This is a genomic window from Flavobacterium sp. PS2 (assembly GCF_046250155.1).
GTDB lineage: Bacteria > Bacteroidota > Bacteroidia > Flavobacteriales > Flavobacteriaceae > Flavobacterium.
The window spans coordinates 3,469,483-3,488,978 of the sequence record NZ_CP176426.1; the positions used below are offsets into that span (position 1 = coordinate 3,469,483).

Sequence of the window (19,496 nt, forward strand, 5' to 3'; positions counted from 1 at the left end):
ATTCTTTAATTAATTTTCTAATTTAAAATCGGGTACTTCTAAAACTTCTCCAGCTTTTAAGCCCTGCAAATATACATTTCCTATACGAACACGTACCAATCGTAAAGTAGGGAAACCAACAGCAGCAGTCATTTTTCGCACTTGACGAAACTTACCTTCATTTACAGTTATCGAGGCCCATGAAGTTGGTCCATGTCGTTCATCTCTGATTTTTTTTGCTCTTGGGCCAAAATCAGGAATTTCGGTAACGATGAAAGCAGAACAAGGTTTGGTTTTATATTTTCCGCCATCAAAACCAATTTCAACTCCTTTTTGTAATTCTTCGATTGCTTCAGGAGTAATAATTCCATCTACTTGAACATAGTATTCTTTGTCGACTTTTTTGCTTCTTACCTGTTCACTTACTTTTCCATCTGTAGTTAGTAAAAGCAAACCTTCTGAATCTTCATCAAGTCTGCCAATGGCCATTGTACCTTCTGGAAAATTATGTAATTCACCCAAAAGTTTCTTCTTTCTTTTTAGCTCATATATAAACTGACTTAAATAACCGTATGGTTTAAAAAGAATAAAATGTTGATGCGACATGCTGGAATTTTTGAGCAAAGATAGTTTTGTTTCACAAGTAATTCCAATTTATAGATATTACTGCTTATTGTTTTTCATTTTAGTTAGCCACAAATAAACAGACCAGATTACGGTAATACCAAATAAGATAAGTAGCGGAACATAATAGTTGCTAAAAAAATCATGAAAATAAGTTCCAATTAAAATATATGCCGAAGCGATACAAAGTTTTAACACAATAAACTCGGCATTAGACCAACAAGTTTTGATTTTGAAGAAGCTCATGATATGTTGTTTTAGGAATTATTAATAAAAATACAATTTTTGAAAATTACTTTTGTGTTTACTATTTTATGAATGTAAAAGGTTTGTTTTAGAAGATTTAATTTAGTGTTGTTTTTGATTGAAAAGCCTTATGATTACTGGGCTTATTGAGTAGTTTGTGTCTAAAGCTTAAAGTATAATTCAATAAGAATTATTCGTTTAAGCTGCATAATTTTTATGGATATCTGAAATAATTAATATTTATTATGTAGTTTGGTGCTAAATATTTATAAAGGTTTAAACAATAAGTTTAAAGTTTTATAATATTCGCTTAACTTTAAAGACAATAAATTTGAACTCTAAAAACACTAATTTTTAACGTATGAAAAACCGCTACTCTTTCCGCCATTTAATGGCTTTTTTAAGTTTTTTTTATTGCTTTTCAGCAAATCTTTTTGCGCAAGCACCAAGTAATCCTACACCTCAGGCTATTCCTTACACACAAAATTTTGATGCTTTGCCTGCTAGTTCTACAACTTTCTTGCCTACTATTGAAGGTTGGCAAGGTTGGCAAGCGAGTGCATCTCAAAATACAGCTATTTACAATACTGGTTTAATTGGCGATAAGCTTTTAGTAGCTAATAGTACAGCTGCTATTAATAGTGGTAATCTTCATAACTATAATGGCCAAGTTGGATTTTTGAATAGTACTTCTGTAGATTTAGCGATAGGTTTTGCTTTTTCAAGCACTAATAATAAAGGGATAATAGTTCAATATGATGCTATGATAATCCGTAATTTATATGATGGAGCAGGTGTTAATCGTCTTCAGGAGATGGCTTTGCAGTATCGTGTAGGAACTACAGGTGCTTTTATTACTTTATTGTCAACAGCTTATTCAAATAATAGTACAACTCCGCAAACTGGAGCTGTTACAGTTCCATTGGATGATAAAAAAACAAGGGTGTCCGTAACACTGCCAACAGCTTGTGATAATCAACCTGTTGTACAAATAAGATGGATTGCAAGACTAGTATCTGGTTCTGCAGGTGCTCGCCAATCTTTTGCAATTGATAATATAGATATCCGACAAGATATCGTTGCTCCGGTAAATGTAGTTGGTTATCCAATAATTGATAATGTATTATCAGATGGTTTTAATTTTTCTAATCAGATAGACGAAATAGGGAAAACGTATTATGTATTAGTACCTTCTAACGCTACAGCACCTGTTGCTGCTCAAATAAAAGCAGGCCTTAATGGTGATGGAACTGCTGCGTTACAATCTGGATTTTTGGATGTAACCGATAAATCTCTGGTATATGAAAAAAGTTTTACAGGTTTAACCCTAAATACAGCTTATAGTGTTTACTCTATTTCTGAGGATCCTTACGGAAATATTCAGGCTACAGTAGTTAAACAAGATGCTACAACTTCAAATGTGTTAGTGCCTTCATTAACAACAACAGTTAATTCAATTAATTTAGGATTTTCTGAAGCAAATTTTAATACATCAAGTTTAAACTATAAAATACAAGGTACTAATATTAGCAGTCCAGTAATTGTTACAGCTCCGGCTAATTTTACAGTTTCAAAAGACAATACTAATTTTCAAACTTTTGTAGTATATGATGTAGTTGATTTTGCAGCAAATGCAACTCCAACAGTTTATGTACGTTTTACACCAAATGCACTTGGTAGTTTTACAGGTCAAATTACTAATCAATCTGCAGGTGCAGCTACTAAAATAGTGAGTGTATCAGGCTTTGGAATTAATCCATACGTTCAGAATTTTAATGATGCCAATGTTTTTACTAATAGTGGTTGGACATCTTATAATGTAGCTGGTCCACTTAAGGCTTGGGAAAGTACAACTACAAATGCTAATTCAGCTCCCGGAGCAGTGGTAATGAATGGATTTTCAGATGGTGGAGTAAGTGAAGATTGGTTGATTTCGCCAAAATTACGCTTAAATAGCTTTAATAATTATCCTTTATTATCATTTTATGCTCGTAAATATTTTGCAGGACCAAGTTTAAAATTAATGGTTTCTACAAATTATGATGGAAAAAGTAGCCCTGCTAGTGCTAGTTGGACAGAAATAGATGGTAACTTTCCTGTAACAACGGGAGCTTATGTGCAATCACAATACATTAATTTAGGAGCATACATAACGGATCATACTTATGTAGCTTGGGTTTACGAAACGTTATCTGGAGGTAGTGGTAATGCATCAGAGTGGACGATTGATGATGTAGCTATAACAAATGAGCTAGGATTCGTAGATTCAAATCCTAATTTAGATTTTGGAGATGTGAGCCCTAATACAGTTTCTACTAGTAAAACTTTTATTTTTAAAGCTGGCGGTTACGGTGATATTACTATTGCCGCTCCACTAGATTATCAATTATCTCTTGATAATTCAAGCTTTTTATCAAGTGTTATTGTAAATGAAGCTGATGCATTGCTTGGGAAAACAATTTATGCAAGATTTACGCCTTCTACAAAAGAGTTAACTATTGCAGGTACATTGACTGTAACAGGAGCAGGATTAAATGAGAAAATTGGAACATTAAAAGGTTCTTCTTTGCCAAAAGAAGATACTTTTGATATTGTAACGTATAATCTTGAGTTTTTTGGAAGTAATGTGATTGGTGCAGATAAAAAAGAATTTGGTCCTATAGATGATGCTTTGCAAATTGAGAATGTTGCCAAAGTAATGAATAAGATGGATGCCGATGTATATGTTGTGCAAGAAGTGTCTGATGATCCTTCTATCGATATTTTAATAGCAAAATTAAATATTAACGGTAAAATATTTGATAAAGTAATTTCTCCTAATTGGTCCTATTCGTTTAATGAGCCTCAAGATAATTTTCCGCCACAAAAACTAGTAGTAATTTATAATACCAAAACAGCAACGGTTACAAGTGAGCGTGTAATGTTTAAGGATTTTTATGATGGACTTCGTAATGGAACTGAAACTTTGGTAAATTATCCAGGTACCAATGCCAACTTTTTCTCATCAGGGCGTTTACCTTATATGGTACAAATAGAAACAAATATTGGAGGAGTAAAAAAAACACTTAATTTGGTAGATCTTCATGCACGTGCCAATAGCGGAACAGATATTACTAAATACAATATGCGTAAATACGATGCTCAAGTATTAAAAGATAGCTTAGATCGTTATTATTCAAAGTCTAATTTAATTATTTTAGGAGATTATAATGATGACGTAAAAGCATCTGTTGTTACGCCAAATCCTTCTTCTTATAAAATGTTTGTAGACGATACTGCAAATTATAACGCACTTACTTTAGATATCAGTAAAGCAGGAGCTTTTAGTTTCCTAAGTTCAGGTGGATTTTTAGATCACATTATGATATCAAATGAATTAAATAGTGAATATATTCCTAATTCAATTGCAGTTTATGATCCACGTTCTGATATAAATAATTATGTAAATACAACATCGGATCACGGACCAGTAATTGCCCGTTTTGAATTAAAAGGGTCTACTTTAGGTACAATAGATTTTGAAACTAAGAATGGTTTTGCAGTTAAAGCATATCCTAATCCAGCAACAGATGTTGTCAACGTTCTTGTAAAAACTAATGAAGACAAGAAGCTTAAATTAAGACTTTATGATATTACGGGTCGTATGATAGGAAAACCTATTGATGTAAATGGAGGACAAGAAAATAGTACTTCGGTAATCCAAATAAGTGATTTAAAGACTGGGATTTATATCTATACTTTATCAGAAAATAACAAAGTTGTTTTTAAAGACAAGATCATAAAAAAATAAGCGAAAGGTTTTATAAATTAAAAATGCTAGATTCTACTTTAAGAATCTAGCATTTTTTTTACAGTATAATATGATTTGGTGTAATCTTATTATATAAAGAGAGAATTAAAACAAACTAATTAAAACCCAAAATTAACCCCAAAATTCAGACCCCACTGAAATTGGTTAAACGATTGTGTTTTTAACGGATTGATATAATAATTCACACCAGGTTCTACAAAAAAATGAGTTTTTTTGAAGACTTCATACTGTAAAGTACTGCTAAATTTAGAGCCATATACAAAGTTGTTTACATCTAGATTTCCTCCTATCGAGTTACCATCTAAAAAAACTTCGTTGGAAATTAACTTTCCTATAAAACCACCAGTATTAAGTCTAATATCTGCCTTGCCTGTATTTAAGACAGAGTAAGAAACTTCAAGAGGCATTTCTAGGTATTGCAATTGTTGATCAAGATTCCCCGTTTGATTCCCCGCATTACTACTTTGAATTTTTTGACTGCTATTGTCTGATGAAAAAACATAATTTCTATTTGTCGAAATATATTCAACACTAGGATTTGAAATGAAAAAATCATTTATAATTCCTGCTGATAATACATTTTGTTGTTTGTTATAATAAGATACATTGGCTACAGATTGTCCTAATTCATTGATCTTTAAACCAGAACTTACAGCCCATTTTTTATTAAGCTTGTAATTTGTTTTTACGCCATACCCAGTATTCTGTTTAGACTCAATATCATTACCCAACGCTTTTTTATTGCCGTAATTCTCAGAATTTACTAAACCAGCATAAAGACCAACAGACCATTTTTCTTTCAGAATTTCTTTTTCAGTTTTTACCCCCTCGTTGTCTTCTTTATTATTTAATCGGTTCTCTAATTGTTGTAGCTCAAGTGCAATTTGAGCTTTATTCAATGAATCATTATAAGATACTAGACTTTTTTCAGAACTATTGTTTAAAACAATTGATTCAGTTTTATTTATAGTATTATCAACTTCAATATTATTTTGTTTAGCTGAAGAAGTGTTTGTGTCGTTTTTTGATGATGATTGAATATTGTTGTTTAAAGCAATTACTTCAGTTTTATTCTTGCTTATAGTATTATTAACTTCAGTATTATTCTGTTTAGCTGAAGAAGTGTTTGTGTCGTTTTTTGATGATGATTGAATATTGTTGTTTAAAGCAATTACTTCAGTTTTATTCTTGCTTATAGTGTTATTAACTTCAGTATTATTTTGTTTAGCTGAAGAAGTGTTTGTGTCGTTTTTTGATGATGATTGAATATTGTTGTTTAAAACAATTGCTTCAGTTTTATTCTTGCTTATAGTTTTATTCTGTTTAGCTGAAGAAGTGTTTGTGTCGTTTTTTGATGATGATTGAGTATTGTTATTTAAAACAATTTCTTCGTTTTTAGCCTCATTAAAATTGCTATTAACTTCGTTACCATTTACTTTAGGTGATGAGGTTTTAGCTTTGTTTTTAGATGATGATTCAGCTATTGAGATAGTTTCATTGGTTAATTGTAATGAAGGCTTATCTTTTTTGTTGATTGAACTTGTTACAGTTTTAGTCGATTCTTGATTGTTGTTTGATGTTTTGTTAGCTACCGAATTATCAGATTCAGCAACCGTTATTGTAGCTTTATTATTTAAAGGGGTAGTATTAATTGTAGATGGAGTAGTAGGATTCGATTTTGAATTACTTTCTTGAGAATCTATGACAACATTGTTATCCTTTAATAAAATATCATTTTCATTCGAGTTAAAATATAGACCAGACGTGATAGCTAAACCTATTAAAAGACTAGCCGCTAGCGACCACCAAATGGCTACTACCTTTTTCTTTTTAGGTTTATCTAGTTCTTCTTCAATTTTAGCCCATAATTCTGGTGGTGGTACACTAGAAAAATTTTCTATTGAAGAAAAAATATCTTCTATTTTTTTCTTTTTCATGCTGTTTTAAAATTTAATACGGCCAAAATTTTTGTTTGTAATATTTTCTTAGCCCTATTTAAGTTAGATTTAGAAGTTCCTTCTGTAATCTGGAGCATTTCTGCAATTTCTTTGTGTTTCATCTTTTCAAAAACAAAAAGATTAAAAACCATTCGGTATTGATCGGGTAAATCCTGAATATATTCGATTAGTTTTTCTTGTGTTATCGGAATAGTTTCAAGCTCTTCTTCTTCGATAATTTCTGTTTCTGGATCAAAGACATCGAGAAAATGGTAATCTCTTTTTTTCTTCTTTAAGGTTTCGATGAGTTTATTGATGAAAATTCGTTTCATCCATCCCTCAAAACTACCCTCAAATTTATATTGTTTTATTTTTTGAAAAACGATTATAAAAGACTCCTGAAAAACATCTTTAGCATCATCTTCATTCTTCATATATTTTAGACAAATTCCATACAATACAGGCGAGAACAATTGATAAATTCTCAATTGCCCTCCTCTGTCATTGTCAATGCACTTTTTTATAAGTAAGTCTAAATTGTCTTCCAAAAAATAATTTTAAAGTATATTAGATTGCAATAGTGTTTGTGTTTCAGGATGCTACTTTTTGAAAGTAGAACTGTAGCCGTCAGGAAAATTGTTTACAATAACTAGATTGCGAGAATCTAATTGTTCGATAACGTATGTTATTCCTTCAAAAGTGATTAAATCATGTTCTAAATTATCAAATACACTAATACCCTTAGTAAGTTGATAGTTGCTATTTCTTATCTCAACATTGTTCTTATATGTAATAACTTTACCATCGGTTGTAAAAACAAGCTTTTTTGTACTCCCAAGAGTTTTAGGAGTTGAGGTATAACTACCATTTTGGCCTCCAGTTGATTTTTGCCAAACCCAACTTCCAGCAAGTATAGTGGCTTTATCGGACTTGAAAATTACATTTGATGAATAAGTTGAAACAGAAATAATAACTAGAAGAGCTAAAATTGTTTTTTTCATTTTAAGGAAATAATAAATTTTTGTTAATTTTTTTGCTGCAAAGTTACTTTACTTTCTCAATACTGCAATTTTATCCTTTATTACTTTCTTAAATGCAATTATTTCAGATCCTTGGTCTGAAGTGTTATTATTGTCTATGAATACTTTAATTACTTTATCCCCTTGGTTTAGTTCAAAATAAATCCCGCCTTGATTAGCTGAATCTGGGGTGCCATAGGTCTTCGTAGTACCTCCAGCTAAGTTTAAAATTTCAGCAGGAACTAATTTTACAAATTCAGTATAATCACCTTTTTTAGTTAATGCTTCATAATTATATTTGGTAAAATCATAATTCCCAGAAGTAACATTAAGATAATGCAGTACGTTTAAATTGTTAATATTGAAAAACAATTGACAGCTAGCGCCAGTACATTGACCACTATAACTTCCTATAATTGCAAAGTTTTTATTCTGGCTTATTTTATTTAAATAAACAGGCTTGTCTGTTTTCGGGATTAAAACCAAATCATAAGGATTTGTTACTTCACTAGTAACTACTTCATTTGCTAGAGGTTCTTTCTCATAATATTGTACAATTACTTCACAAGAATTCTCAACTATAGAAGTAATTTTTATTTCATATCCACCACTTGGTTTCGGTCCAGCAAAAATTCCAATTAAATTATTTTTAGTAAAATCGATATTAGGATTTATAGGAGTTGGGCAAGGATTAGGATTTTTAGTAAAAAAAGAATCCATTTTTTCTTGTGATCTTATTGCTATAGCTGTTGGCTTTGTAGGGATTTCTTTTATTGTATAGTTACATTCTATCGGGAAACCTGAAAAAGCAACGTTACTAAAATCACCGCAGTTTTGATAATCATTGTCATTATTCATAGAACAAGAACTAATGCCTAAAGCGACAATTAGACCTAAAATAATTTTTTTCATTTTTTATATTTTAAAAGATTATACCTTATAGATGATATAATGACAAAAAGGTTGCGTCAATAATATCATTATTTTTAAAAATAATTTTTGGATTCCAATTTCTAGTGATAAATAGTATAAAATAGATGCTCATTTTAAAGTCAAAAAAATATTTTCTCGTCTCTAGAACTACATATTATTGTGTACTTTTACTTTTTTAAAAATCCTTTATGTCGAATCTGGTTCCCTTTTTATTGATTTTTATTGTTGCTTTGGTTATTGGGATTTTTGTAGGGAAACTTATTTTCTCGGCTAGATTTCAATCAGAAAAAGTAAGTTTAAATGAAAAACTAATTGCTTTAACAAACCAGTTTCAGCAGCAAAAAGAACATTTTTTATCAGAAAAAAATAGCTTAGAGAAACAACTTCAAATAACAAATTCTGATAAAGAAGTTATCCGTACCGAAAAAGATAGTCTGGCGATTCAGCTTTCTAAAAAAGAAGTAGATTTCGAAAACTTATGGGAACGTCATAAAGAACAAAAAAATGAAGTAGAACAACTTCAGGAAAAATTCACAAAAGAATTTGAAAATTTAGCCAATAAAATACTCGAAGAAAAATCAATAAAATTTACTGCTCAGAATAATGAGAACATGAAAAATATCTTGTTGCCACTACAAGATAAAATCATTGGTTTTGAAAAGAAAGTAGAGGATACACACAAAGAAAGTATCGATTATCATGCTGCATTGCGTCAACAAATATTAGGATTAAGTGAGATGAATGCTCAAATGAGTAAAGAAACACTCAACTTAACCAAAGCCTTAAAAGGAGATAGCAAGATGCAAGGGAATTGGGGAGAATTAGTATTAGAACGAGTTCTCGAAAAATCTGGTTTAGAAAAAGGAAGAGAATATGAAGTACAACAAAGTTTTACCAATGAGATTGGTCTTCGCGTGCTTCCCGACGTTGTGATTCATTTGCCAGATGGTAAAAAAATGATTGTAGATTCTAAAGTTTCTTTAACGGCTTATGAAAAATGGATTAATGAAGAAAATGACAATTTAAAATCTGATTATTTAAAAGAACATGTCCAGTCGATAAAAAGACATGTTGAGCAACTGGGAAACAAAAATTACCACGATTTATATCAAATAGAAAGTCCGGATTTTGTTTTGCTTTTTATTCCGATAGAGCCCGCTTTTGCGATAGCATTAAATGAAGATACTACCTTATATAATAAAGCTTTCGAAAAAAATATTGTAATTGTCACGCCAACTACACTATTAGCTACTTTGCGAACAATAGATAGTATGTGGACAAACCAAAAACAACAAGAAAATGCTTTTGAAATTGCCCGACAAGCCGGAGCATTATACGATAAGTTTGAAGGTTTTATTGCAGATTTAATTAAAATTGGAAATAAAATAAATGACTCTAAAACGGAATACGAAAATGCGATGAGCAAACTAGTTGATGGTAGAGGAAATTTAATTACAAGTGTAGAGAAGTTAAAGAAAATGGGAGCAAAGGCCAAGAAGTCACTTCCAGAGAATATATTGACAAGAGCAAATAATAACGAAAATTAAAATTTTAAACAAATATTTGGATGAAACGATTTCTGGGAATTATCATTGGTATTGCAGCTATAGCTCTAATTGGGTATTTTAGTTTTATTTATTATGTACCTTATAGTACAGGAATCCGTTCAGGCGAATTAATAAGACTGAGTCATAAAGGAGTTATGATGAAAACTTGGGAAGGAGAACTAAGTCAAGGAATTTCGGGGGCACAAATATTCTCTTTCTCTGTTTTAGATGGTGATAAAAAAGTTATCGAAGATTTAAAAGTACTTCAGGGAGGTTATGTAAAACTGGAGTATGTCGAAAAATATAAAACATTTCCTTGGTGGGGAGAAACGCGTTTTTTTGTAAAAGCGGTAGAAAAAGAAGATTCTCCATTTAATGTAAAATAATATAGAATATGAGTACAAATACAAACTTTAAAACAGTAGCCTGTTCAAGAATAAGCATATCCGAATTAATGCTTCCTTCGCATACTAATTTTAGTGGTAAAATACACGGAGGATATATATTATCATTGCTAGATCAGATCGCTTTTGCTTGCGCCTCTAAGTTTTCAGGACATTATTGTGTAACAGCTTCAGTTGATACAGTAAATTTTTTAAAACCTATTGAAGTAGGAGAATTGGTAACCATGAAAGCCTCAGTAAATTATGTAGGTAAAAGTTCTATGATTGTTGGTATTCGTGTCGAGGCCGAAAATATACAAACAGGAGCAATAAAACATTGTAACTCCTCTTATTTTACAATGGTAGCCAAAGACAAAGAAGGAAAGAGGGTTCTGGTACCAGGACTTATATTATCAAATCTTGAAGAAGTAAGACGTTTTTGTAAAGCTCTGAAACATATTGAGGTTAAAAAAGAAGTAGAAAACCACGCAGAAGAATACAATTATAGCTCTATCGAAACATTAGCATCTTTAAACAAATACAATGTTTTACTAGAGTTAAATTAAAGTAGTTCTTCTTGTAATTTTTGGGAATGTTTTAAGAACCAAAAAGAATTAAAATACGTAACTTTAAGAAAGAGGATTTAAGTATTTTTTATGCTCGAATGCCTTTCCTGAACAGTTCCTTTTTGATTCATGTCTGTTGTTGGTTTGTTTTTGTCAATAGGCTTTTTTCAAAAAATATCTTGCAATATGTTTAATCCTAATTGCTGAAGATTATGAAAAAAAGTACTTTTTTAATTCTATTACTTACCGTTAACTTTATTGTAGCACAAAATAGAATAAGAACTGCAATTGGTGTTCTTAATTTTGAAGCTTCAGTTCCTTTTTTCGAAGAGGTAAACGCAGTCAATAAATCGGTAATTGTGGTTATAGAGCCAGAAACAAGTAGTTTTGTTTGCGTGGCTGTGATGAAAGATTTTCGATTTAAAATGGATTTAATGGAGACCCATTTTAATGAAAATTATATCGAAAGTGATCGATATCCGAAAGCTGTTTTTAAAGGCAAAATTGGAAAATTCGACATGAAAGATATTGATGAAACCCCAAAAGAATATACCATTAAAGGGAAACTTCAAATTCACGGTAAAACAAAAGAAATAGTCGTAAGTGCTATACTTAAAAAAGTACCCCAAGGCATTGAAATAACTTCGTTTTTTCCGCTTAATACAGACGATTTTAATATTAAAATACCTTCTATGATAGAAAACAAAATATCTAAAACTGTAAACACAAGTTTGGTAGGAGTGATGAAATAAAAATTATTTTAAACACACTAAAAGTGCTGGTTTTAAATTTAAATATTCAAATTTAAAACCAGCACTTTCTATTTTATTAGAAGAAACACGTTGTCCAGTTAATATAATTTCACCCATTTCTCCCGTGATTAATCGTACTATAAAAGTTGGTATTTTAGGCAACCAAATAGAATATCCATATACATTAGCCATAGCTCTAGAGAAAATGGCATTGGTTGTATCGTCACAAACAGCAGCATTATAAGAACCTTTCATATCAAGATTAATAATTGCCTGTAAATAAATAGCGCATAAATCATCAATATGAATCCAGGGCATGTATTGCTTCCCTGTGCCTACAATAGAACCGAAACCATATTTAAAAATTGGAACTAGTTTTTTTAGAAAACCTTCATTTTTACCCAGAACCAATCCAGTTCGTATTTTAACCGTTCTAATGCCTAACGATTCGATACAATTTGTAGCAGCTTCCCATTTCTGGCAAGTTTCTCCGAGAAAATCATTTGCAGCAGGAGTTTCTTCGGTACAAATAATTTCACTTGTAAAGGCACCATAAATTCCAACTGCCGAAGCCGATATAAATGCATCTAAGGTTTTATTGTTGTTTTTTAAAACAGAAAAAATGAGTTCAATAGGTTTTTCCCTACTATCTAAAATTTCTTTTTTTCGTTTATCAGTCCATTTTTTTGCAGCAATACCTTCGCCCGCAAGATGAATAATATAATCTGCTTTTAAAACAGCATCTTTATCTATATAATTATTCTCTAAATTCCATTTGTAAAAGGTTACGCCCATGCTCGCTTTTCTTTCACTACGAGTTAATATAGAAACCGAATACCCATTGGCGATCAATAAAGCAGTAAGTTTTGTTCCTATAAATCCTGAGCCACCAGTTAGTAAAATGTTTTTAGTCATGATAGTTTATAATATATTTAACACCTTGTATTGTTTAGCATTACGTAAATATAGTTAAACGTTGCTTACCTTTATGCTAAATTAAAAAAGTAGGTTGTATGGAAACTAAAAAAGAAATATTGACAAAAGATAAAATTGTTTCTCTGTATATGGATTACGTTTTGGAACACGGACAAAATCCCAAAACAGTTTTTCATTTTGCAAAATCAAATGATTTTGAAGAGGCCGAGTTTTATACTTTTTTCGGAACATTTGAAGGACTAGAAAAAGAAATATTTAATCTGTTTTTCGAAAACACACTCGAACTATTAGATAAAAATCCAGAGTACCAAGAGTATGATATGAAAAACAAAATGCTTGGTTTTTACTTTACATTCTTCGAATTATTAACTGCAAATCGTAGTTATGTTGTTCAGGCGTTAAAAACGGATTCCAACCCGATTAAAAACTTGGTGAAACTAACTAAACTTCGAGATAGTTTTAAAAAATATATTAGTTTAATTATAACCGATGACCATCGAATCCAACAAGAAAAGCTTCAGAATTTTCAGGAAAAAGCAATTCAGGAAACAGCATGGATGCAATTATTGCTTACGCTTAAGTTTTGGATAGATGATGCATCACCAGCATTTGAGAAAACAGATATTTTTATCGAAAAAGCTGTAAATGTATCTTTCGAATTAATGAATGTAGCACCGATGAATCATTTGCTTGATTTTGGTAAATTCCTTTTTAAAGAAAAAATATATAGCAAACAATGAAAACCATCGACTATATCCCAACTTCCAAAATAGAAAGGGCGAGCAAACTTGTTCAAACTGGAGCAAAAATTGGAGTAAATTATTTAAAATACTACGGAGAAAAAATTGTAAATCCAGATGTAACTCGTGATAAACTTAACGAGAATAATGCCGAGGATATTTACGACGGACTCAAAAGTTTAAAAGGAAGTGCGCTTAAAGTTGCACAAATGCTAAGCATGGACAAGAATTTCTTGCCACAAGCCTATGTCGAAAAATTTTCTTTATCACAATTTTCTGTTCCGCCACTATCTGCACCTTTAGTATTAAAAACGTTTAAAACAAATTTTGGTAAAACACCTTACGAAATTTTTGATGAGTTTAATCCTAATTCTGTAAATGCAGCAAGTATTGGTCAGGTGCATCTGGCTGTAAAAGATGGAAAAAAACTAGCCGTAAAAATTCAGTATCCAGGAGTTGCCAACAGTATTTCGTCAGACTTAGCATTGGTAAAACCTATGGCGATACGAATGTTTAACCTGCAAGGAAAAGATTCTGATAAATATTTTAAAGAAGTAGAAGATAAATTAATTGAAGAAACTAACTATTTATTAGAATTACAGCAAAGCCAAGAAGTTGTTGAAGCTTGTAAAAAGATTGATAATCTGGTTTTTCCTAACTATTATCCAGAGTTCTCTTCTGAGAAAATCATTACAATGGATTGGATGACTGGAATTCATCTTTCAGAATATACAGCTAAGAAACCCAATCAGGAAGAATCTAATCTTATAGGTCAGGCACTTTGGGATTTTTATATGTACCAAATTCATATATTACGTAAAGTTCACGCCGATCCGCATCCTGGAAATTTCTTGGTAAACGATAAAAATCAGTTAGTAGCTTTAGATTTTGGATGTATGAAACAAATTCCAAATGACTTTTACGTTCCCTATTTTGAGTTAATCAACAAAGAAGTTATAACCGATAAAGAGCTTTTTAATCAAAAATTATTCGAATTAGAAATTCTTAGAACAGATGATACCAAAGAAGAAATAGAATATTTTACAGGAATGTTTCATGATTTGTTATCATTATTCACAAAACCATTCCAGTCAGATACATTTGATTTTTCAGATGAAGCCTTTTTTGATAATATAGGCAAGCTTGGCGAACGTTTCTCAAAAGATACAAATCTCAAAAAGATGAACGGAAATCGCGGTTCGAAACATTTTATATATATGAATAGAACATTCTTCGGATTATATAATTTAATGTTCGATTTAAAAGCTAAGATTCAAGTAAATAATTATCAGAAATATTAGGGGCTTAATCCAGCTTCCCGATAGCTATCGGGACACTGTATCTCTTGTGGTGAACACCACCACAAGAGGATGCCGTTCCTATCTGGGCTAGAAGATGCAAAAGAAAAAAAGCTTTGTCAAAGTTTAAACTTTGACAAAGCTTTTTTTAGTAGATACTTATATTTTTTTTATCTATCTCAGAATCCCCGCTTTATAAGTTGCAATAGCACGATCTCTGGCAAAAGCATGCTCAATCATAGGTTCATTATAACCCAAATCAAATTCAGGAATCCATTTTCGGATATAAATACCCTTTTCATCAAACTTCTTAAGTTGAATTTCGGGATTAAAAACTCTAAAATACGGAGCAGCATCACAACCAGTTCCTGCAGCCCATTGCCAATTGCCAACATTTGATGCCAATTCGTAATCAAGTAATTTCTCTGCAAAATAAGCTTCACCCCATTGCCAGCTAATTAATAAATGCTTGCATAAAAAACTAGCAACAACCATTCGAACCCGATTATGCATATATCCAGTTTCATTAAGTTGGCGCATTCCAGCATCGACCATAGGGTAACCAGTAGTTCCAGAACACCAACGATGGAAATCTTTCTCGTTATTTAACCATTGAATCCCATCATAAGCCGATTTAAAATTATGATTAACAACATTCGGGAAACTAAATAAAATCTGGATAAAAAATTCTCTCCATATTAATTCACTCAAGAAAACTTGATTTGTATGTGCAGCCCAATTTACTAATTTCCGAATACTAACAGTCCCAAATCGTAAATGGGGCGAAAGATAAGAAGTTGAATCTAAAGCAGGGAAATCTCTTGTTTCTTGATAATTAGAAATGCTTTTTAAATTATGTGGTTGAACTTTTATAGTGCTTTTTTCAAACCCAATCTGGTTTATTGTTGGGAATAGAAATTGACTTTTATAAAAATTAGAAAAAAGATCAGCGGTATTATATTCTTTGGCTTGACCTAAAATTTTATATTTTTCTAACCATTTATTTTTATAAGGAGTATATATAGTATAAGGTAAACCATCAGATTTTGTGATTTCTTTTTCTTCAAATATAACATGGTCTTTATAAGAAAGTGTCGTAATGTTATTTTGGGTTAATAAATCAGAGATAGATAAATCTCTTTTTATAGCAAATGGGTCATAATCTTTATTGAAAAATACCTCCTGAATATCAAATTCTTCGATAAGCGATTTCCAAATTTCAGTAGTTTCCCCCTTTTTTATCAAGAGAGAACTTCCTATAGTATTTAATTCAGTATTGATTTTCTCTAGAGAATCGTATATAAAACTAACTCTGGAATCGTCTTTTGGTAAACTATCCAGAATAGCCTCATCGAAAATGAACAAAGGAATAACTGGAAAATCAGATTCAAGCGCATGAAACAATCCACGATTATCATCCAAACGTAAATCACGTCGAAACCAAAATAGAGTAACTTTTTGTTTGCTCATTATTTAATATTAAAAATTTCTTCGACTTTTTTATAACGGAATTCAAAAATTGCTTTCAGTTCATTTTTTACAAGAATAGCATTTACTATACGTCCGATAAAACCAAACGGAAGAGCATAATGTACAATATCTGTCATTTGAGTTCCATTTGCAGTCGCTTCAAAAAAATGTTTGTGATGCCATAATGCATAAGGACCAAAACGTTGCTCATCTACAAAATAGCTATTATCTTTTACTACAGTAATTTCAGTCATCCAGTTTAGCTTAATTCCTAAAAGTGGAGCTATTTTATATTGGATGATTTGTCCAGCATAAACCAATTTATTATCATAATCAGTAACCTTAAACCCCATGTTTGTAGGAGTAATTACTTGTAGGTTATTAGGATTAGAAAAAAAAGTCCAGCATTCTTCCAGACTTGCATTGATGTGTTGAACAGATTCTTTTTTATATACTTTCATAAGTGACTTATTATATTTTGTAGTACTTAAAAGGAACAAACAACATCCCGAAACATTCGCCGTGTTCCTTACTCAAATGTTTATGATGTACTTTATGCGCTTTTCTTAACCCAATAAGGTATTTGTTTTTGGTATTTTTAAACCATTTAAAACGTTGATGAATTAATACATCGTGAATCATAAAGTAACAAAAGCCATAAAAAGTTAATCCCAACCCGATAAAAAATAAATAATTGATGCCATCGATAGTTCCAAAATAGAAAAGAAGAATACTTGGAATTGCAAAAATCACAAAGAAAATATCATTTCGTTCAAACACATTAGTGTATTTAGGCTGGTGATGATCAGAGTGAAAATACCACATAAAGCCATGCATGATAAATTTATGAGTACACCAAGTAACACATTCCATAAAAAGAAACGTACCTATAAAAATTAAAAAGAAAATCATTGTTTTGTTTTTATTAAAAATTAGACCATTCTCAGTTTATAAGAAACAAAAGATTTGGCTAGTAATCCAGCTTTAGAATAATTAGAAACCCGAATTCTTTCGTTGCCTATTTCATGACAAGGAGTGTTCTCTAGTTTCTTTAAAAGTTTTTTATAATAGATATAAGCGGTATAAACCCCAAACTTAGCTTCGACAGGAAGTTTTATAATTCCTTGATACGCAACTTTAAAATCATCTTCGATTTCTTTGATGATTTTGTTTTTTGCATTTTCATCAAAAGAGCTTAAATCTATTCCAGGAAAATAGTTTCGGTTTAAGATTAGATTATCGTCTTTTAAATCACGTAAAAAATTCACCTTTTGGAAAGCAGAGCCCAATCGCATTGCTTCCATTTTTAGCTTTTCGTATTTAGAATCATTACCTGCAACAAAAACTTTAAGACACATTAAACCCACAACATCTGCAGAACCATAAATGTAATCCTCGATTTCTTCCTTATTATGATAATCGGATTTGATTAAATCTAGTTTCATACTTTTTAAAAAAGACTGGACTAAATCATCTGTAATGTTGTATTGTTTTACGGTTTGCTGAAAAGAGTTTATAATGGGATTAAGGCTTATGCCAGCTTCTATAGCTTTATAATATTCTTTTTCAAAATCATCAATTAGATACTTTTTATCAAAACCATGAAACGAATCTACAATTTCATCGGCAAAACGTACAAAACCATAGATGCTATAAATTGCATCTCTTATACTTGGGGCAAGCATATATACAGCCAAAGAAAAAGAAGTACTGTAGCTTTGAGTAACAAGCTTACTACATTTAAACGAGACATTATCAAATAACTGTTTCATGTTTTTTATTATGAAAAGGATTTGTTTATTAATTCAGATACTAATTTTCCTGAAATTAAAGCAGGAGGAACGCCAGGACCAGGAACAGTTAACTGTCCCGTGAAGTATAAGTTTTTTACTTTCTTACTTTTTAATTTAGGCCTTAAAAATGCAGTTTGTAATAAAGTATTAGCCATTCCGTAGGCATTTCCTTTATAGGCATTGTAATCTTCGATAAAATCATTTTTGCAAAAAGACTTCTTAAATATAATATTATTTTTAATCGATTGTTGCGTGACAGTTTCAAAACGAGAAATTATCTTATCAAAATATTCTTCGCGAAGAACTTCAGTATCTTCTATTCCGGGAGCAAGAGGAATTAGGAAAAAGCCAGTTTCCATTCCTTCAGGAGCAGTTGTTTTATCAGTTACCGATGGAAAATTTGCATAGAATAAAGGAGCTTCAGGCCACTTAGGTTCATCATAAATATCCATTGCATGTTGTTCGAAATCTACATCAAAGAATAAAGCATGATGAGAAATGGATTGTATTTTTTTGTCGAACCCAACATAAAAAAGGAGCGAGGAAGGAGCAAAAACACGACTTTCCCAATATTTATCAGAGTAAACCCGATATTCTTTAGATAATAAGGTTTCGGTATGTTGATAATCGGCACCACTTAAAACTATATCCGAAGTAATAATTTCATCATTTATGATTAATGAAGTGGCAATATTGTTTTGAACAATGATTTTATCAATACTAGAGTTGGTTTTAAAAGTAACACCAAGTTCTTTTGCTAGACTTTCGATGCCACGAACAACATCAAACATTCCTGTTTTAGGATGCCAAGTTCCCATTCCGAAATCGGCATAATTCATGAAATTATAAAAAGAAGGTGTTTTAGATGGTTTTGCACCAAGGAACAAAACAGGAAATTCTAGAATCTGAATTAACCTTTCGTCTTTAAACTTCTTGCGTATATCTTTACTTACCGTTCCAAAAAACTGATTTAATTTTTGAGTAGTTTCAAGAGTAATTAATTCTAAAGCAGAAACCCCTGGACGATATACTAATTTTTTTATGGCAATATCATAATTGCTTTTAGCTTGAGAGATATAATCAACAAGTTTTTTTCCGCTTCCTTTTTCGATAGCTTCAAAAGTTTTAGCGATTTCTTCCAGATTATCAGTAATGGTTATGAATTCATTAATCCCAAAATACACACGATAAGCAGGATTAAGTTTTATTAGCTCATAGTAATCCGTAGTCTTTTTATCAAAATCCTTGAAGAAATTTTCGAATACATCAGGCATCCAATACCAGCTCGGTCCCATATCGAATGTAAAACCATTACTTTTTAATTGTCTGGCTCTGCCACCAATAGTTGCATTTTTTTCGTAGATAGTTACGTCATGACCTTCCTTGGCTAAATAGCATGAAGCTGATAAAGCCGAAAAGCCAGAACCTATAATTGAGATTGTTTTTTTCATTTGTTTAACAA

Annotated in this window: 19 protein-coding genes; 7 read left to right on the forward strand and 12 right to left on the reverse strand. The window is 31.1% G+C overall.

The features are described from left to right. Positions 1–9 precede the first annotated feature (9 nt). Positions 10–585: a pseudouridine synthase gene (locus tag ACJ6WR_RS15175; RefSeq protein WP_039119360.1), complete on the reverse strand. Its 576-nt coding sequence runs from the start codon at positions 583–585 to the stop codon at positions 10–12. A 57-nt stretch (positions 586–642) separates the two neighbouring features. After that, on the reverse strand, positions 643–849 hold the full coding sequence (locus ACJ6WR_RS15180) for a hypothetical protein (protein ID WP_409415677.1): 207 nt from the start codon (positions 847–849) through the stop codon (positions 643–645). A 361-nt stretch (positions 850–1,210) separates the two neighbouring features. Here ACJ6WR_RS15180 and ACJ6WR_RS15185 point away from each other — a divergent pair, with 361 nt between their 5' ends. After that, on the forward strand, positions 1,211–4,639 hold the full coding sequence (locus tag ACJ6WR_RS15185; protein ID WP_409415678.1) for a choice-of-anchor J domain-containing protein: 3,429 nt from the start codon (positions 1,211–1,213) through the stop codon (positions 4,637–4,639). 119 nt (positions 4,640–4,758) lie between these two features. Here the strand turns inward: ACJ6WR_RS15185 and ACJ6WR_RS15190 are convergent, their stop codons facing one another. Genes ACJ6WR_RS15190 through ACJ6WR_RS15205 form a run of 4 tightly spaced genes read right to left on the reverse strand, consistent with a single transcriptional unit; the run spans position 4,759 to position 8,528 of the window. Then, on the reverse strand, positions 4,759–6,597 hold the full coding sequence (locus ACJ6WR_RS15190) for a hypothetical protein (RefSeq protein ID WP_409415679.1): 1,839 nt from the start codon (positions 6,595–6,597) through the stop codon (positions 4,759–4,761). Next, positions 6,594–7,145 carry an RNA polymerase sigma factor gene (locus ACJ6WR_RS15195; protein ID WP_039112207.1) on the reverse strand — a complete coding sequence of 184 codons (552 nt, stop codon included), beginning with the start codon at positions 7,143–7,145 and terminating at the stop codon, positions 6,594–6,596. The genes ACJ6WR_RS15190 and ACJ6WR_RS15195 overlap by 4 nt, the downstream gene beginning before the upstream one ends. Positions 7,146–7,196: 51 nt before the next feature. Then, positions 7,197–7,598: a hypothetical protein gene (locus ACJ6WR_RS15200; RefSeq protein WP_323489648.1), complete on the reverse strand. Its 402-nt coding sequence runs from the start codon at positions 7,596–7,598 to the stop codon at positions 7,197–7,199. Positions 7,599–7,646: 48 nt separating this feature from the next. After that, on the reverse strand, positions 7,647–8,528 hold the full coding sequence (locus ACJ6WR_RS15205) for a protease complex subunit PrcB family protein (RefSeq protein ID WP_039119356.1): 882 nt from the start codon (positions 8,526–8,528) through the stop codon (positions 7,647–7,649). A 209-nt stretch (positions 8,529–8,737) separates the two neighbouring features. Between ACJ6WR_RS15205 and rmuC the strand changes: the two genes are divergently transcribed. The 4 genes from rmuC to ACJ6WR_RS15225 all read left to right on the forward strand — a co-directional run bounded on the left by rmuC (position 8,738) and on the right by ACJ6WR_RS15225 (position 11,797). Continuing rightward, positions 8,738–10,096 carry a DNA recombination protein RmuC gene (gene rmuC / locus ACJ6WR_RS15210; RefSeq protein ID WP_409415680.1) on the forward strand — a complete coding sequence of 453 codons (1,359 nt, stop codon included), beginning with the start codon at positions 8,738–8,740 and terminating at the stop codon, positions 10,094–10,096. A gap of 20 nt (positions 10,097–10,116) precedes the next feature. Beyond that, positions 10,117–10,482, forward strand: coding sequence for a hypothetical protein (locus ACJ6WR_RS15215; protein ID WP_039112203.1), 366 nt, complete (start codon positions 10,117–10,119; stop codon positions 10,480–10,482). A gap of 8 nt (positions 10,483–10,490) precedes the next feature. Then, a complete protein-coding gene (locus tag ACJ6WR_RS15220) occupies positions 10,491–11,045 on the forward strand; it encodes an acyl-CoA thioesterase (RefSeq protein ID WP_409415681.1) in 555 nt (184 codons plus the stop codon). 212 nt (positions 11,046–11,257) lie between these two features. Then, entirely contained in the window at positions 11,258–11,797 is a 540-nt protein-coding gene (locus ACJ6WR_RS15225) for a YceI family protein (RefSeq protein ID WP_039112201.1), read from the forward strand. Between the two features lie 3 nt (positions 11,798–11,800). Here the strand turns inward: ACJ6WR_RS15225 and ACJ6WR_RS15230 are convergent, their stop codons facing one another. After that, positions 11,801–12,712, reverse strand: coding sequence for a TIGR01777 family oxidoreductase (locus ACJ6WR_RS15230; protein WP_409415682.1), 912 nt, complete (start codon positions 12,710–12,712; stop codon positions 11,801–11,803). A 98-nt stretch (positions 12,713–12,810) separates the two neighbouring features. Here ACJ6WR_RS15230 and ACJ6WR_RS15235 point away from each other — a divergent pair, with 98 nt between their 5' ends. Together ACJ6WR_RS15235 and ACJ6WR_RS15240 are read left to right on the forward strand one after the other, a co-directional pair. Next, complete coding sequence (locus ACJ6WR_RS15235; protein ID WP_039112199.1) at positions 12,811–13,473, forward strand: TetR family transcriptional regulator C-terminal domain-containing protein; 663 nt, start codon at positions 12,811–12,813, stop codon at positions 13,471–13,473. Then, complete coding sequence (locus tag ACJ6WR_RS15240; protein WP_409415683.1) at positions 13,470–14,774, forward strand: ABC1 kinase family protein; 1,305 nt, start codon at positions 13,470–13,472, stop codon at positions 14,772–14,774. The genes ACJ6WR_RS15235 and ACJ6WR_RS15240 overlap by 4 nt, the downstream gene beginning before the upstream one ends. Before the next feature lie 171 nt (positions 14,775–14,945). On the opposite strand, the gene ACJ6WR_RS15245 is transcribed toward ACJ6WR_RS15240, so the two are convergent. From ACJ6WR_RS15245 to ACJ6WR_RS15265, 5 genes are read right to left on the reverse strand one after another with little or no spacing between them, the layout of a single operon-like run. Continuing rightward, positions 14,946–16,241, reverse strand: a complete 1,296-nt coding sequence (locus ACJ6WR_RS15245; RefSeq protein WP_409415684.1) for a cryptochrome/photolyase family protein — start codon at positions 16,239–16,241, stop codon at positions 14,946–14,948. Continuing rightward, positions 16,241–16,702, reverse strand: coding sequence for an SRPBCC family protein (locus ACJ6WR_RS15250; RefSeq protein ID WP_409415685.1), 462 nt, complete (start codon positions 16,700–16,702; stop codon positions 16,241–16,243). Before ACJ6WR_RS15250 ends, ACJ6WR_RS15245 begins: the two co-directional genes overlap by 1 nt. Before the next feature lie 10 nt (positions 16,703–16,712). After that, the gene (locus tag ACJ6WR_RS15255; RefSeq protein ID WP_039112195.1) at positions 16,713–17,153 is read right to left on the reverse strand and encodes a sterol desaturase family protein; all 441 of its coding nucleotides are present in this window, start codon (positions 17,151–17,153) and stop codon (positions 16,713–16,715) included. Between the two features lie 20 nt (positions 17,154–17,173). Then, positions 17,174–18,013: a phytoene/squalene synthase family protein gene (locus ACJ6WR_RS15260; RefSeq protein WP_409415686.1), complete on the reverse strand. Its 840-nt coding sequence runs from the start codon at positions 18,011–18,013 to the stop codon at positions 17,174–17,176. A gap of 8 nt (positions 18,014–18,021) precedes the next feature. Then, entirely contained in the window at positions 18,022–19,485 is a 1,464-nt protein-coding gene (locus ACJ6WR_RS15265; protein ID WP_039112193.1) for a phytoene desaturase family protein, read from the reverse strand. Positions 19,486–19,496 lie beyond the last annotated feature (11 nt).

What these genes read in the sequence shown, in the direction of transcription:
- ACJ6WR_RS15240 (WP_409415683.1), top strand. Translation starts at nt 13,470, where the DNA reads ATGAAAACCATCGACTATATCCCAACTTCCAAAATAGAAAGGGCGAGC.
- ACJ6WR_RS15260 (WP_409415686.1), bottom strand. Translation starts at nt 18,013, where the DNA reads ATGAAACAGTTATTTGATAATGTCTCGTTTAAATGTAGTAAGCTTGTT.
- ACJ6WR_RS15220 (WP_409415681.1), top strand. Translation starts at nt 10,491, where the DNA reads ATGAGTACAAATACAAACTTTAAAACAGTAGCCTGTTCAAGAATAAGC.
- ACJ6WR_RS15190 (WP_409415679.1), bottom strand. Translation starts at nt 6,597, where the DNA reads ATGAAAAAGAAAAAAATAGAAGATATTTTTTCTTCAATAGAAAATTTT.
- ACJ6WR_RS15265 (WP_039112193.1), bottom strand. Translation starts at nt 19,485, where the DNA reads ATGAAAAAAACAATCTCAATTATAGGTTCTGGCTTTTCGGCTTTATCA.
- ACJ6WR_RS15200 (WP_323489648.1), bottom strand. Translation starts at nt 7,598, where the DNA reads ATGAAAAAAACAATTTTAGCTCTTCTAGTTATTATTTCTGTTTCAACT.
- ACJ6WR_RS15180 (WP_409415677.1), bottom strand. Translation starts at nt 849, where the DNA reads ATGAGCTTCTTCAAAATCAAAACTTGTTGGTCTAATGCCGAGTTTATT.
- ACJ6WR_RS15215 (WP_039112203.1), top strand. Translation starts at nt 10,117, where the DNA reads ATGAAACGATTTCTGGGAATTATCATTGGTATTGCAGCTATAGCTCTA.
- ACJ6WR_RS15235 (WP_039112199.1), top strand. Translation starts at nt 12,811, where the DNA reads ATGGAAACTAAAAAAGAAATATTGACAAAAGATAAAATTGTTTCTCTG.
- ACJ6WR_RS15205 (WP_039119356.1), bottom strand. Translation starts at nt 8,528, where the DNA reads ATGAAAAAAATTATTTTAGGTCTAATTGTCGCTTTAGGCATTAGTTCT.
- ACJ6WR_RS15230 (WP_409415682.1), bottom strand. Translation starts at nt 12,712, where the DNA reads ATGACTAAAAACATTTTACTAACTGGTGGCTCAGGATTTATAGGAACA.
- ACJ6WR_RS15175 (WP_039119360.1), bottom strand. Translation starts at nt 585, where the DNA reads ATGTCGCATCAACATTTTATTCTTTTTAAACCATACGGTTATTTAAGT.
- rmuC (WP_409415680.1), top strand. Translation starts at nt 8,738, where the DNA reads ATGTCGAATCTGGTTCCCTTTTTATTGATTTTTATTGTTGCTTTGGTT.
- ACJ6WR_RS15225 (WP_039112201.1), top strand. Translation starts at nt 11,258, where the DNA reads ATGAAAAAAAGTACTTTTTTAATTCTATTACTTACCGTTAACTTTATT.
- ACJ6WR_RS15255 (WP_039112195.1), bottom strand. Translation starts at nt 17,153, where the DNA reads ATGATTTTCTTTTTAATTTTTATAGGTACGTTTCTTTTTATGGAATGT.
- ACJ6WR_RS15245 (WP_409415684.1), bottom strand. Translation starts at nt 16,241, where the DNA reads ATGAGCAAACAAAAAGTTACTCTATTTTGGTTTCGACGTGATTTACGT.
- ACJ6WR_RS15185 (WP_409415678.1), top strand. Translation starts at nt 1,211, where the DNA reads ATGAAAAACCGCTACTCTTTCCGCCATTTAATGGCTTTTTTAAGTTTT.
- ACJ6WR_RS15250 (WP_409415685.1), bottom strand. Translation starts at nt 16,702, where the DNA reads ATGAAAGTATATAAAAAAGAATCTGTTCAACACATCAATGCAAGTCTG.